The following is a 14,791-nucleotide window of genomic DNA, read 5'->3' on the forward strand; positions in this document are numbered from 1 at the left end:
GGCGCGCCCTCAACGGTTCTGCCGCTTTCAATTGAACTTGGAAAAAAATATATCGTTTTGGTGTTTGTGCGCAGCCTAGTATCGCTGCATTACATTGGGGATGTTTTATGGGCATGAGAGTAAGGAAGGTTGCTGTCGCATTCGTGGCCTTGGCGACGCTGCAGGGTGTGTCGATGTTGGCGAAAGCGGGCGAGACCGATGCAGCCGCAGACTGGCGCTTGCTTGGCGGCGGTAATGATCAGCAGTTCCATAGCTCCGCAGCTCAAATTGATCAGGGAAATGTTGGCAAGCTCGGGTTGGCCTGGTATGTAAACATGGATGCGGGTGATGGTCTCGTCGGTCAGCCGCTGATCGCGGACGGCGTTATCTATCAAAGCGGGCCGCCCGGCCGAATTTACGCCAACGATCTGAAAACCGGGAAGTCGCTCTGGACGTTCACGCCGCAGACTTCCTATCCGGCAAATAGTAGCTGGACCGCATATTGGGCCTCCCATGTCAATCGCGGTCTGGCGATGGATGGGGACAATCTGTATGTTGGTGCCTACTGCAATCTTTTGGCGGTCAGCCGCACTACACACAAGCTGGTGTGGTCCGTTCCGTCCTGCGATATGACAAAGATGCAGGGCATTACCGGCGCTCCGCGTGTCGGTGGCGGCAAGGTGTTCATCGGCAATGCGTCGGGCGATATGGGGACTGACCGAGGTTTTCTGGATGCCTTTGATGGAAAAACCGGCAAGCATCTGTGGCGCTTTTACACGCAGCCTGGCGATCCTTCTAAGCCGTTCGAAAGCGAGATCATGGCGAAGGCGGCCAAAACTTGGGGTACGAATTATTGGAAATATACCCAAGGTGGTACGAGCCCGTGGGATGCCATTACTTACGACGACAAATCCAATACTGTTTATTTCGGGACGGATGGTCCTGCTCCTTGGTCGCCGAAGGATCGTGCGCCGGATGCTGGCGACGAATTGTTTACTGACTCGATTCTTGCCGTCGATGCAACGACCGGGGAGTACAAATGGCATTTCCAAACGGTCCAGCACGATGGTTGGAACTTGGCTGCGACCATGCACATCATGCTGGCTGATTTGCCTTCTGCGGATGGCGGTAGTCGCCGTGTGGTGATGACTGCGCCCAAGAACGGCTTCTTTTATGTGCTGGACGCCAAGACGGGTCAATTCATCAGCGCCAAGAACTATGTGCCAGTGAATTGGACCAAGGGCCTTGATCCGAAGACCGGCCGGGCGATCCCGTCTGATGAAGGGAATTACTGGGACGGCAGGACAGATAATGTGATTCCTTTGCCTGGTGATGTAGGCGCGCATAGCTGGGAGCCGATGGCTTACGACCCCAAGAATCATCTCGTTTTCATCCCGGCCTCGATCGTGCCAGTTTCCATGTATCCAAGTAAGGATTCTTTCGGTGGTGTTGCTGCTGACTACTATTACGGTTTCCGGGCTGATGCCAAGATGAAGACTCATGGCGAGTTGATTGCTTGGGATCCGCAAACTCAAACAGCGCGGTGGAAGGCTGATCGACCGTTGCCGGTGAATGGTGGTGTGTTGGCTACCGCGAGTGGTCTGGTTTTTGAGGGGACGGGCGACGGTAAGGTGCAGGCTTTTGCTGCCGATTCAGGGAAGTTGCTCTGGACATACGATGTCGGTGGGTGCGTGCTTGCTGCACCAACCGTGGTGACGGTGGATGGTACGGAATACCTGATCATCGCCAGCGGCAATGGAGGTGCGTCGGGCATGCGTGGAATTCCCCGCCTGATGAATACCTTGCGCAGCCAAGGTCCGGCGCGCCTGCTTGCCTTCAGGCTGGGCGGTGCTTTGAGGTTGCCGATTGCATCTCCTGCCGCGTTCCCCAAGCCAAGCTTGCCGAAACCGGCCGATGAGCTTGCGGCAGCCCGCGGTGGGCTGGTCTTTTCGAAAAATAGTTGTTCCGCATGCCACGGCTTAAACGCAGTGGGTCCGGGTGCCAGCATCATTCCCGATCTTCGCATGATGTCGGCCGGTACGGAGTCAGCTATGCACCAGATCGTGATTGATGGCGCTTTCAAGCAGGCCGGTATGCCAGCCTTCTCGGATATGACTGCCCAGGAACTCTCGGATCTGAAGGTTTACATCGAATCCCAGGCATGGAAGGGATATGCGGCAGATCAGGCTCGTCGACACGGCGGCGCTTCGGATCCTGTGAACTGAACGATACTTCACGTGAAGGGGCGCGTACCTTAGGTTCGCGCTTCTCGCGTCGATGAATAATTTTCTGAAACAGTGCCCCGTTACCGGAGGGGGCAGAAGATGTTCGGCGTCCGATTTTCTTCGTTAATCGAGGGTGATGGAAGCACATTGCAAGTTAAGCCAAGATCAATATCTTTTAGGACTAGAAAATGTCGAGTAAAGAGCAAACTAACAATGCCCTGATGGCACGACGAGCGAAAGCAGTGCCCAGAGGGATTGGAAATGCTCACCCCGTTTTTGCGGAGCGTGCCAGGAACGGTGAAATCTGGGACGTTGAAGGTAATCGCTATATCGATTTTTGCGCGGGGATTGCTGTTCTGAACACGGGCCACCGTCATCCCAAAATCTCGGCGGCTGTCGCCCAGCAGGCGGAAAAGTTTTCGCATACCTGCTTCCAGGTGGTCGCGTATGAATCGTACGTCGAGCTTGCAGAGCGACTGTCGGCCCTCGCGCCCGGGAATTTCGAGAAGAAGGCGTTCTTCATGACCACGGGTGCGGAAGCCGTGGAAAACGCTATCAAGGTCGCACGCCATCATACAAAGCGTTCCGCTGTCATTTCGTTCGACGGCGCGTTCCACGGTCGCACTTTCATGGCGATGGCGCTGACCGGGAAAGTCGCCCCATACAAGGCCGGCTTTGGCCCGATGGCCGCCGAAGTGTATCAGGCGCTTTACCCGTCGGAGCTCGAAGGGGTCTCGACGGAATGCGCGCTTCATAGTGTCGAACGTCTGTTCAAGTACACGGTGGATCCGCATCGCGTAGCCGCAATCATCGTAGAGCCTGTACAGGGCGAAGGCGGCTATACGCCCGCACCCGCTGCGTTCCTGAAAGGCCTACGCGAAATTTGCGACAAGCACGAAATCGTGCTGATTGCCGATGAGATTCAGACCGGCGTGGGTCGAACCGGGCGTATGTTCGCGATGGAGCATCACGGCGTGGTGCCGGACCTGACGACGATGGCCAAGGGTCTCGGTGGTGGTATGACCATTTCGGCTGTTGTGGGCCGCGCAGATATTCTGGATTCGGTGCCGGCAGGTGGTCTTGGCAGCACATATGCGGGCCATCCGATGGCCTGTGTTGCTGCACTGGCTGTCCTGGACGTGATGAAGGAAGAGCAGCTTTGTGCTCGCAGTGAAGCTATCGGCGAGCGTATGCGCGGACGGCTCAATGGGCTGCGCTCACGCGTGCCCGAGATTGCCGATGTCCGCGGACTGGGTGCCATGACCGGCATCGAGTTCATGAAGAGCAATCAGCCCGCTCCGGAACTTGCCAATGCGTTGAAGGCGGAAGCATTCAATCGCGGCCTGCTTCTGCTGACGTGCGGCTCGTACGGCAATGTCCTGCGGATCATGCTGCCATTGACGGTGTCCGACGCAATTGTTGACGAGGGAATCGACATCATCGAAGGGATTTTGCTTGAGCTAACTGCCGGAGCTCCGGCTTCAACGTCCGTGTTGATGTCTGAGCGTCCCTGATTGAGTGACTGCAAAGTAGAGAGTTTTAAGGTGCTGGCATGAAAACTAGTTTCATTGGTGGAGAGTGGCGCCAAGGCACCGATATATATCGGAACATCAATCCTTCGGATACGACGGATGTCGTCGATGAATTTTCACAGGCGGACCAGACGCTCGCGGAATCGGCAATCGATAGTGCGCACGAGGCCTTCGGAAGCCGGAAAGTGCTCGGCATCCAGGCGCGCGCAGAGGCGCTTGATAAGGTTGGAAACGAGCTGCTTGCGCGTAGAAATGAGCTTGGTGAGCTTCTGTCACGTGAAGAGGGAAAAACAAGGCCGGAAGGAATCGGTGAGGTCACACGTGCGGGGCAGATTTTCAAATTCTTTGCCGGAGAAGTCGTTCGCCAGCGAGGGGAGCATCTGGACTCGGTGCGGCCTGGCGTGACCGTAGATATAGCGCGTGAGGCAGTGGGAGTCGTCGGCATTATCACACCTTGGAACTTTCCGATTGCCATTCCGGCATGGAAGATTGCCCCTGCTCTGGCGTACGGTAACTGCGTTGTCTTTAAACCGGCCGAAGGCGTGCCATCTTTCGCGTGGGCACTGAGCGAGATCATTAGCCGGGCTGGGTTCGGCGATGGCGTGTTCAATCTTCTGATCGGCCGAGGCAGTGTTGTCGGCAAGACTATGTTGGAAAGTCCCAAGGTAGATGCCATCACCTTTACTGGTTCCACGATCACCGGTGCACGAGTGATGGCGACGGCGGGCGCCCGCTTTGCAAAGCTACAGTTGGAAATGGGCGGGAAAAATCCGCTCGTTATTACTGACGACGCAGATCTTGAGACCGCCCTCAATTGCACCATCCAGGGCTCCTATTACTCGACGGGACAGCGCTGCACGGCTTCGAGCCGAATTATCGTCACAGAGGGGATCTACTCAAAATTTCGTGACGCGCTTATCGATCGACTCGGTAGCCTGCAGGTCGGACACGCGCTGGCTCCCGACACCGACATCGGGCCGGTCGTCGACGCTAACCAACTTGAGACAGATCTGAAGTACGTCGGCATAGGTAAGAACGAGGGCGCAACACTTGCATATGGTGGTGAGCATTTGACGCGCGACACAAACGGCTATTTCATGGCGCCGGCATTGCTCACCGATGTAGACAACACAATGCGCGTCGCTCGGGAAGAGATTTTTGGCCCGGTGGCATGTCTGATTGCAGCCCGCGACTTCGACGACGCCTTGCAGAAGGCAAATGATTCTGAATTTGGTCTTTCCGCAGGTATCTGCACGACTTCGCTCAAGCTTGCCAGTCATTTCAAGCGCGAGATTCAGGCAGGAATGGTGATGGTCAATGTGCCTACTGCCGGAGTCGATTATCACGTACCGTTTGGAGGTAGAAAAGCGTCTAGTTATGGTTCACGAGAACAAGGGAGCTACGCCGCGGAGTTCTATACCACGGTGAAGACCTCATATAACGGCTAGGCGCCTAGTGCGTTTGCCCAATGGTATTTTTTGTAAGTGGAGAATCTGCGTGGAAACACCTCGTCGTACCTTTTTGATCGGGACCATTGGCTTCGCTTCGGGCCTTGCAATGTCGCGGTTCGCTTTTGCTGACGCAGCCTCAGTGTCGGAAGCCGACCCCATGGCAGGAGCGCTTGGCTATAAGACCAACGCGGCCAAGGTTGATAAAACAAAATACTCGAGGTATGCCGTCGGTCAAGCTTGTGGCAATTGCGGCTTATTTCAGGGCACACCGAATAGTACATCCGCACCATGCTCTGTATTTACCGGCAAGCAGGTTGCCGCCAAGGGATGGTGCAGCGCCTATAGCAAAAGGGCGTGAAGCTGATCCAAGCCGGAGAGGGCCCTCACCGGTTTTACTAACTGCTCGCGGGGGCATCCGCCAATTGATCTGGTTAAGGTTTTATTTTTCGAAAACAAAGTTCGATAAATAGATAAAGCTCGTTATTAAATCGAGTGTACCATTGGTCTATAAGAGGCGCGCTAATTTTATATTTTTTTGGAATTCATAGCTGTTTATATAATTAAATTTCGAAAAATGTAACTTCTCAATTGTCACGGCGCCCAATTTTCCCGAATTTCAGTCAAGTAACGATCTATATTGAATGAGGTAGCATATGAACTACGCGCAAGATTTGCTCGCAACAGATCATCGTCACCTGATTCATCCATTTTTGCCTAAAGACAAGCTTGAACGTACGATTTTTACGCGCGGCAAGGGTTGCAAACTCTGGGATGTGCAGGGGCGGGAATATCTGGATGGAACGGGTGGGCTATGGCTGGCTCAAATCGGTCACGGACGTGAAGAAATCGCCGAAGCAGCTGCGCGTCAGATCAAGCAGCTTGAGTACTTTACTTGCTTCTGGGATTATTCCCACGAACGTGCAATTGAGCTTGCCGAAGTGCTTGCAGTGCTTGCACCTGACGAGCTACAGATGAGCTTTTTTACTAGCGGTGGATCCGAAGGCGACGATGCCGCCATCAAAACCGCTCGCTTTTATCATGCTCAAAAGGGCCAGCCCAGCCGTACCTGGATTCTTTCACGGAACTCCGCCTATCATGGTGCCGCTTACGGTGGAGGAACAGCTACCGGCTTCGAAGCAATGCGCGAAGGCACCGGACCCGGGTTGCCGCACGTAGCCTACCTGACAGCGCCGAATGCATATCGCAATTACTACTTCGATGGTCAGGACCCTACTGATTTCTGCGTCGCGGAACTTGAGAAGACTATCGCGTCTATCGGGGCTGAAAACATTGCGGCAATGATCGCCGAGCCAATCATGGGTGTCGGTGGCATGGTCATTCCCCCGGCCAATTACTGGACCCGAATGTCTGCTGTGCTGAAAAAACACGGAATCCTTCTGATTTTTGATGAAGTGGTCACCGCTTTCGGACGCACCGGCACCTGGTTTGCGTCCGAAAGGTTTGGCGTTACACCGGATATTGTGGTCACTGCTAAAGGGATCTCGAGCGGTTATATCCCTTTGGGTGCGGTATTGATGACCCGTGAGGTGGCCGATATTGTTCGAGAAGGGTATGGAATCCCTTTCGGCTATACCTATTCGGGACATCCCGTTGCGTGCGCGGTGGCCTTGGAAAATCTTCGGATTATTAAGGATGAAGACCTGATTGCTCGTTCTAACGAGATGGGGGCATATTTCGCAGAGCAGTTCACCGCGCTGCGTGACAATCCTTGTGTCGGTGAAGTGCGGCAAATAGGCATGGCTATCGGGATCGAATTGGTCACGGACAAGAAATCACGTCAACCCATCCCCGAGGCCGCATTAACTATTCCGGACGTTATCCGAGAGGAAACGGGCGTGATTGTCCGAATCAGCAATTATAACAATATCTGCATGTCACCGCCGTTGACGATAACCAGAGAAGAAGCGGATAGAGCGGTCGAAGCGGTGTGCGGTGTTTTAAAACGACTGAAGCCGGACGGTACTGTTTGATGCAGGTTAGGGTTGAAGCGCTGTGCCCGTTTCGGGCCCGTGTTTCAGCTACCGTGAATGCATCGTACCAAAGCCTGAGTATGTTTGGGAGTTTGGTGATGAGCCAGTTGAGCGGACGCTGGCTTGCATCATAAATCGGGTACTGTTATGAGCGATGAGCGAGTTGTAATTATTGGCGGGAGCCACGGCGCGGCCCAGCTTGCTGCGAGTCTTAGGCAGGAAGGGTGGGCAGGGAAAATTTCACTTGTTAGTGCCGAGGCGGTCATACCGTATCATCGTCCACCACTTTCGAAAGCCTACCTGGCGGGTGCACAACATCCCGACGAAATTCTCATTCGACCGGCAAATTTTTACGACACGGCGAATGTGGAGTTGGTCTTGGGAAGGCGCGTGGTCGCAATCGACCGGAATGAAAAGTCAATTAAACTGACCAATGGTGCCCGGATTTCTTATGACAAGCTTGCTCTAACCACCGGGGCATCCGCCAGGAAGCTGACGCTTCCTGGCGTTCATTTGCCGGGCGTTTTGTATCTCCGGGAAATAAAAGATGTGGATCAGATCCGTGAGTTCGCTGGACGAGGCAAGCGCGCGGTCGTTATAGGGGGTGGCTATATTGGATTGGAAGCGGCGGCATCGCTACGAAATCTGGGCATGCATGTAACGATAGTCGAAGCTTCTTCAAGGGTATTGCAACGTGTTACCGTGCCAGAAATTTCAGAGTTCTACACGCGAATCCATCGAGAGGAAGGCGTAGAGATTCTGACCGGGATGACGGCGAGTTCTATCAACGGCAACCTTCAGGTCGAGAGTGTTTCGTGTGGTGACGGATTGCAATTGAAGGCTGATCTGGTAATTATTGGTATCGGCGTGCGACCGGAAATCAGTCTCGCAGAAGACGCCGGGCTCGAGATTAATGATGGCATTCGAGTAGACGAATTTGCCAGGACAAGCGATCACGACATTTTGGCAGCGGGCGATTGCACAAGCCATTGCAATCCGATCTATCAAAGATTTATTCGCCTTGAATCGGTCCAGAATGCGACTGATCAAGCCAAAACGGCAGCCAAAACAATTTGCGGAAAGCTTGAGCCTTACAGGGCGCTACCTTGGTTTTGGTCGGATCAATATGACGTAAAGTTGCAAATCGCAGGTCTGTCGCAGGGCTATGATCACATTGTGATTCGTGGGGAATGGAAGGCGGCCCGGAGCTTTGCCGTGTTCTATTTCAAGGAACGCAAATTTCTCGCAGTGGATGCGATCAATCGTCCTAAAGAGTTCATGCTGTCGCGCCGCCTGCTGACGGACGGTCATTCGCCGGATCGGGAGCGGCTTCACGACGAAGCTCTACCTATCCAAGATCTACTTATAGCGTAACGGGTTAGGGGAAAGTTGTGCCTGTAATCGAATTTATCTGCCACGATGGTGCGATCCATCGTGTTAACGTCACATCCGGGACAAGCGTCATGCAAGCGGCGGTGCGTCAGGGGCTAGATGCCGTGCTGGCCGAGTGCGGGGGGTGCAGCAGCTGCGGGACGTGCCATGTGTATATAGATGAGGCTTGGACGGACAAATTGAACGCGCCAAGCGAAACCGAGCGAAGTATGCTTGACTGCCTAATAAATCCTGCGCCCAATAGCCGGCTCAGCTGTCAGATACAGATGTCAGACGAACTCGACGGTCTTGTAGTTCGTCTTCCCGAATCGCAATTCTGATTCAACGTACGCCATCCGTTCATGGCGGTTCGGCGCTTCCTCGGCACCAATCTACGGCGCAGTCAAGTTTTTCGAACGCGCATCCAGACTATCAGTCCAACTGTGCTTGCAGCCGCCCGCATTTTTGCAGGGGAACGCGGTAGCTTGGCATACGGCATGCCCCGTGTGTGAGGCAGCAGTCTGGCAAACGGATGGTCGCTTGTGACCTGATCAGCTCTAGCGCGATCCTGCGCTGGCGCCTGGCCTCCTTCTCAGGGAGTCGACCGCTTTATGCCTGCGGCCGTTTAAAAATGCCATTCATAAAAAGTGAAACATAAGTGTCGGCGATTTTTTCAATATTCTGCTGATGCTTAGGTGAGATCCAGTTCACCATCCAGTTGCAGGCTCCGAGCACAGCATTGGCCACGATGTCAGGCGCGAGCGGATGCATGCTCCCATTCGTTACACCTTCCGATACTGCCTGCCTGAAAATTGCGTCATATTTAACGATGATGCCGCGGACCTCTTTTTGTCGCTGCTCAGATAAGGCCTGGATGTCGCGGTAAAAGACGGTGGCCCACTCACGGTGCTCCGCAAGGAAGCGTACGTGCATGCGAATCAAGCTCGTCAAGCGATCGGCGGGGTCGGGAACTGACTCAGCAATGCGTTCGGCTCCCCCAACAAAGTGCCCCGAGATATAGTTGAACACAGCCCACAACAACTCATCCTTACTCTCGAAGTAGTAGTACACACTCGACTTTGTGTAGCCAAGCGTGCTGGCGACTTCGTCAAGAGCTACGGACCGTACACCACGTTCGGCAAACAAAGTTGCGGCACTTTTAATAATTTCCTCGCGCACGAGCAACCGCTTCAGCGATCTGACGTTGCCCTTTTTAGAGGCCGGAGGCGCAGACGTCTCTGTAGCCGTCTGGTGTGCAGTGTTTTTAACGAGTCGAGGCATTCGGAGCTGTGCGGTCGAGCAATCGAGAGAGGACGTTTGCCCGAAGTAATGGGGGGAGAAACACCGGTTCCCTGTCCTGTCTCCGCCCAACTTAGGCAGATCAAAGCGACGGTGAGAACTTGGGCGGGAGTACGGTCAAAAATTCTTCTGTTCAGTCTAATCATGCAACTGGCCAACGTCAACGTCCTGCACAGCACGCGGAGTAGGTACAAATACCCCCCCAAAAAACATTTTGACTCGTTGACAAAATAAGGCAAGAAGCAATAAATTCGACTTCAGAGTCAAAAAACAGTCTACCAAGAAGGAGTTCTGGATGGCGTCGTCGAATCCGCCGAGCGAGAGGGTTGAATCCGAGCAGTCTACGCCGCCCGGCATCGGTGCACAGGCTTGGATCACGCTTGCGATGGCAACTGCGATCTACACCTTGAACGTCGCTGACCGCTTCATTTTCTCAACGCTGCTCCAGCCCATTAAGCACGAATTCGGGCTTTCTGATGGAGGCGTCGCAAGTTTGAATCTCGCCCTCGGCCTCGTTCTGATGGTCTTGGGCGTTCCGGCTGGCGTCATCGCCGATCGATACAGCCGTCGCATGCTTCTGGGCATTTGTGCGATTACGTTTTCATCAATGACAGCCTTAGGTGGAATGGTGACGGGCATGTCTGCTTTTGTCGCGACGCGCTTAGGCTTAGGCCTCGGCGAAGCCGGCTGTACACCCCCGTCTCTCACGCTCATTGCCGACCGCTTTCCGGTGGCGCGTCGAGGCGTCGCAATGACGATTTTCACTTTAGGCGTATGCGGTGGTTCGTGCCTCGGAACCGCCTTGGCGGGGTCGCTTAGCGATCAATATGGCTGGCGGGCCACCATGGTTATCTTCGGTGCCTTCGGGCTCCCGCTGGGGGCAATTGCAATGCTCCTCGTGCGCGAGCCGACCCGCGGTGCGGCTGACGACATAGTCATTGCATGCAATGACCCATCAGGTACCCGCAATAATGGTCTGCTGGCCGCGCTTACTCACGTCAGGAAAGAGAAGGCGCTTCTTTTCGTGATCCTCGGCGGTGCGACCATTTGTACTTGGGGTTGGGGATTGCTTTGGTGGACACCCGCATTCCTGGTGCGAACCTACGGACTCACGGGGGCACAGACTGGAGCCGTGCTAGGCAAGCTGCATTTAATAGGTGGTGCGTCCGCAACGATATTCGTCGCTTTCGTTATGCACTGGCTTTCACAGCGCCCGGCCAGGACGCAGATCTGGGCGATTGCCACCGTTATCGCCTGCGCTGCAGTGGCATCGATCGTCGCCTACACAGCCAGTAACCGAGAACTTTTCGTGCTTTGCCTGTGGCTCTACGTCCCAACGTTATACATGTATACCGGGCCGACATTCAGTCTTATCAACAATATGTCACCGCCCGCTCTTCGCGCCAAGATCGTTTCAATGTTTCTTCTCGCCACCAGCTTCGGAAACCTCATCCTCGCTCCTATGGTTATAGGCTACTGCTCCGACTTCTTTGTCAGTGCTGGTGCGAGTACCGGTGAGGGATTACGACAGGCAATGGCGGTGTTCGCGCCGCTCGGTCTTGTTGCAGCCGTCGCGTATGCCGCTGCGGGTTTTTGCTCCGCAGCGCGTCCCGATAGCGCGAGGCGAGGCAACCGCTCAACGACAATCTCCGCAGGTATTGAGTAATGAACCACGCTAACCTCGCAATCGATCATGCCAAGGTCGACCCAAGCCGTGTCGCTGTCCAAATGGGCACCCGCGCGGTCACGTATGGTCAATTTGTTGAAGCGTCTGAGATGCTCGCTCTGGGATTGAGGCGCCACGGCATCGGCGTGGGCGAGCGCGTAATGCTGTTCGCAGACAACGCCATCGAGTCGCTCATTGTCTATCATGCAGTCGCACGACTTGGCGCCGTTCTCGCGCCGGTGCATGTTTCGTTCAAAATCCGGGAGCTGGCTTACGCGCTATCTAACGCAAAGCCGTCCTTGATCATTACAACCTCGGATCTTTTCGAGACATTGAAAGCCGGGCTGATTGAAACGAGCCTCAACCCAGCGATCGTTTTCCTCGACAACACTCCCCAGGTGGGTTACCCGCATTTATCCGATCTGATGGCCGAGCCTGACTCGTTCCCTCCGATCGACTTTCCGCCCGAACAGCCGCTGCTCATTAGCTATACATCCGGAACGACGTCGCTGCCAAAGCCGGTCCTGCGTTCCCACGGCGCAGAAACCTGGAGCGCGAAAGCGTATCGTGACGCCTGGAACTTTGAGCGTGATGACCGGTTACTCGTAGCCATGTCGCTAAGCTGGGTCTTTGGGCTGTGCTCGCTTTCCCAGTCTGCGTTCGCCGCCGGGGCAACCATCGTACTCGAGACGAAATTTAGTCCGACGCGAGCACTGGAGTTGATTGCAGCCAAAGAAGTAACAGCCTTCGCCGGGACGATGAGCATGTACGCAATGATGCTTCAAGTTCTCAATCAGCAGGCGTTCGATACCTCCGCGCTTCGTAAAACAATCCTTGGTGGAGAGCCACGAAATGAGGTCGTAGTAGCCGAAATGCAAACGCGTCTGGGCTTGCGGCTTTGCGAAGCGTGGGCAATGACTGAGTCCTTTCCCGCGCTTGCTATTCACCCGGTACATGATGTTGATGCACCGCCGACAAGCTTGGGACGATGTGTACCGGGCATCGAGATCAAGCTAGTCGATGCAGACGGTTGGGATGTGGCGGTAGACGAGCCCGGCGAGGCTTGGGTTCGCGGCCCGGGCGATTTTCTTGCCTATGCCGACGAGCCTGAATTAACCGCTTCTCGCCGCACAGCCGACGGCTGGCTGCGCTCGGGTGACATCCTTAAGCGCGACGCGCTCGGATACTACACGTTTGTCACCCGTCAGAGCGAAATCATCATCCGAGGCGGCGTCAACATATCGCCCGCCGAAGTGGAATCGGCGATCTGCGCTCATCCGGACGTCCTCGATGCAGTGGTCATTGGCCTGCCAGACAACGTATTAGGGGAGACCGTAGCGGCCCTTGTAATCGTCCGTAACGACAACAGCCTGGATACCGGGAAGGTGCTGGAATTCCTTGCTGATCGCATCGCACGATTCAAGATTCCCACGAACCTTTTCCAAGTAACCGCGATGCCGGCGGGAACAACGGGGAAAAAGAATCGGGTTGAGGCGCGACGCATCGCCGTTGCACTGCATGCACAAGCGCTTCAAGTCCACGTTGAATTACCGCGGGCTTAGCGCGCATTAACAAAGAGCATTGCAGGCGGCATTGCTGCGGTCACCCGGCCGAATATGTACGACTCCATGGAGATTTTGTAGTGGCAGACCCTAGACTTGCACAAGCGGCCGCGATCGTCGGCGCATACGAGCATCCCACCCGCTTCGCTCCGGAAAAAAGTGAATGGCAGTTACTTGCCGAAGCATGTCGCGGAGCCGTTAATGACGCTGGTTTGTCGCCTGCCCACGTCGACGCGCTGTTCGTTGCCGCAACGGCGCCCGAGGGTGGCCAGCTCGGACTGTGCGCATCCACGATGGCAGCTGATTATCTGAACATCAAACCCAAGTTCATCGATGAAACCGATGTGGGCGGTGCGTCGCTTGGCTATTACGTGAATCGGGCGGTCCTTGGCATTCACGCAGGCCTTTTTAAGTGCGCCCTAATCGCCTACGGGGCGACCACCAAGTCACGCAAGGTCAATGTGGGTACGGTGTCTTATAACCAGCTTACTGGCCAGGAAATGGTGCCGATCCCCGACGCATTTGAGCAGATTTATGGCACAACTGTCATTGCTTTCATGGGGATGCTGACGCAGCGCTATATGCACGATACGGGCTTGACAAGCGAACAGCTTGCCCATGTGGCAGTCACCATGCGCGAGCACGCGCAACTCAATCCCAACGCGCTTCGACGCGACTCGATAACGGTCGACGACGTGCTTGCATCGCCGATTATCGCGACGCCGCTGCGCAGGCTCGACTGCTGCATCGTCAGCGACGGCGCGGGCGCAATTATCGTCGCTCATCCCGACCTGTTCGCGGAGTGCGCCAAGCCGCCGGTATGGATCCGGGGTTGGGGTGAAGCGCTCATGACGCACGGAGGAGGCCACACCGACTGGGCGACCGAGAGTCGCGAAATGGTGGCGCGCGCCTGCGGCGATGCATACGCCATGGCGGGACGCCGCCCGAGTGACATCGATACGGCGATGATCTACGACGCCTTTACATTCAACGTAATCGTCGACCTCGAAGGCGCCGGGTTCTGTCCGGTTGGGGAGGGCGGCGCCTTCGCCGCAGCCGGTGAGATGAAGCTAAATGGTGGATCCCTCCCGGTAAATCCCGATGGCGGCGGTCTGTCCTCCAATCATCCTGGTCGTCGTGGAATCTTTATGTTCATCGAAGCTGTACGCCAGTTGCGAGGTGAGGCAACGGGGCGTCAAGTCAAGAACGCGAAGGTCGCGATGTGCACCGCTACGGGTGCTGCGTTTTTGGCCCGCCGCGGGTCTGCGGCCCATATTCTCGAGATCTAAATATGACTACCAACACGCTAGCGTGGACCGGCCCGTTACCGTCGACTGTCAATGAAACGCAACCATTTTGGGACGCTTGCAATCGCAGTGAGTTCCTGGTTCAGCGTTGCCAGTCATGTGGGAGAGTTCAATACCACTACCGCGCATTTTGCTGCCACTGTTGGTCCGACGAGGTCGAGGATCTTCCGATTGCGGGAACCGGAAAGGTTTGGACTTTCAGTATTGTCAAAGTCAACCGTTCCCCACAGTTTTCTAGCTGGGGCGTCTACGCAACCGGGGTGATCGCGCTTCCTGAAGGCGTGAAGGTCATATCGCGCATTCTTGCGGACGACCTCGATCGCTTAAAAATTGACGCTGATGTCCGCTTGCTTTTCGCGACTGCGGAAAGTGGTCAAAACATTCCTGTGTTCAAACTAGAAGGATAGA

General features: G+C 55.2%; 12 protein-coding genes. 11 read left to right on the forward strand and 1 reads right to left on the reverse strand.

Annotation, left to right across the window (positions count from 1 at the left end; translation table 11 throughout):
* Positions 1–173: 173 nt before the first annotated feature.
* The 7 genes from B0G76_RS41955 (at position 174) to B0G76_RS41985 (ending at position 8,890) form a co-directional block, all read left to right on the forward strand.
* Positions 174–2,204, forward strand: a complete 2,031-nt coding sequence (locus B0G76_RS41955; protein ID WP_183082334.1) for a PQQ-binding-like beta-propeller repeat protein — start codon at positions 174–176, stop codon at positions 2,202–2,204.
* Positions 2,205–2,425: 221 nt separating this feature from the next.
* Positions 2,426–3,718: a 4-aminobutyrate--2-oxoglutarate transaminase gene (gene gabT / locus B0G76_RS41960; RefSeq protein WP_120298575.1), complete on the forward strand. Its 1,293-nt coding sequence runs from the start codon at positions 2,426–2,428 to the stop codon at positions 3,716–3,718.
* A 38-nt stretch (positions 3,719–3,756) separates the two neighbouring features.
* On the forward strand, positions 3,757–5,184 hold the full coding sequence (locus tag B0G76_RS41965) for an aldehyde dehydrogenase family protein (protein WP_120298576.1): 1,428 nt from the start codon (positions 3,757–3,759) through the stop codon (positions 5,182–5,184).
* A 49-nt stretch (positions 5,185–5,233) separates the two neighbouring features.
* On the forward strand, positions 5,234–5,545 hold the full coding sequence (locus B0G76_RS41970; protein WP_120298577.1) for a high-potential iron-sulfur protein: 312 nt from the start codon (positions 5,234–5,236) through the stop codon (positions 5,543–5,545).
* A gap of 295 nt (positions 5,546–5,840) precedes the next feature.
* The gene (locus tag B0G76_RS41975; protein WP_120298578.1) at positions 5,841–7,178 is read left to right on the forward strand and encodes an aspartate aminotransferase family protein; all 1,338 of its coding nucleotides are present in this window, start codon (positions 5,841–5,843) and stop codon (positions 7,176–7,178) included.
* Between the two features lie 147 nt (positions 7,179–7,325).
* Positions 7,326–8,552, forward strand: coding sequence for an NAD(P)/FAD-dependent oxidoreductase (locus B0G76_RS41980; RefSeq protein WP_120298579.1), 1,227 nt, complete (start codon positions 7,326–7,328; stop codon positions 8,550–8,552).
* Between the two features lie 17 nt (positions 8,553–8,569).
* A complete protein-coding gene (locus B0G76_RS41985; RefSeq protein WP_120298580.1) occupies positions 8,570–8,890 on the forward strand; it encodes a 2Fe-2S iron-sulfur cluster-binding protein in 321 nt (106 codons plus the stop codon).
* Between the two features lie 268 nt (positions 8,891–9,158).
* Here B0G76_RS41985 and B0G76_RS41990 read toward each other — a convergent pair whose 3' ends face one another.
* Positions 9,159–9,728: a TetR/AcrR family transcriptional regulator gene (locus B0G76_RS41990; protein WP_183082335.1), complete on the reverse strand. Its 570-nt coding sequence runs from the start codon at positions 9,726–9,728 to the stop codon at positions 9,159–9,161.
* A gap of 415 nt (positions 9,729–10,143) precedes the next feature.
* Between B0G76_RS41990 and B0G76_RS41995 the strand changes: the two genes are divergently transcribed.
* From B0G76_RS41995 to B0G76_RS42010, 4 genes are all read left to right on the forward strand, one after another.
* Complete coding sequence (locus B0G76_RS41995; protein WP_120298582.1) at positions 10,144–11,514, forward strand: MFS transporter; 1,371 nt, start codon at positions 10,144–10,146, stop codon at positions 11,512–11,514.
* Positions 11,514–13,076: a class I adenylate-forming enzyme family protein gene (locus B0G76_RS42000; protein ID WP_120298583.1), complete on the forward strand. Its 1,563-nt coding sequence runs from the start codon at positions 11,514–11,516 to the stop codon at positions 13,074–13,076. The genes B0G76_RS41995 and B0G76_RS42000 overlap by 1 nt, the downstream gene beginning before the upstream one ends.
* Positions 13,077–13,156: 80 nt before the next feature.
* Positions 13,157–14,365, forward strand: a complete 1,209-nt coding sequence (locus tag B0G76_RS42005; protein WP_134143956.1) for a thiolase C-terminal domain-containing protein — start codon at positions 13,157–13,159, stop codon at positions 14,363–14,365.
* A 2-nt stretch (positions 14,366–14,367) separates the two neighbouring features.
* Entirely contained in the window at positions 14,368–14,790 is a 423-nt protein-coding gene (locus tag B0G76_RS42010; RefSeq protein ID WP_120298585.1) for a Zn-ribbon domain-containing OB-fold protein, read from the forward strand.
* Position 14,791 lies beyond the last annotated feature (1 nt).

This window comes from Paraburkholderia sp. BL23I1N1, assembly GCF_003610295.1.
In the GTDB taxonomy this organism is placed as follows: Bacteria; Pseudomonadota; Gammaproteobacteria; order Burkholderiales; family Burkholderiaceae; genus Paraburkholderia.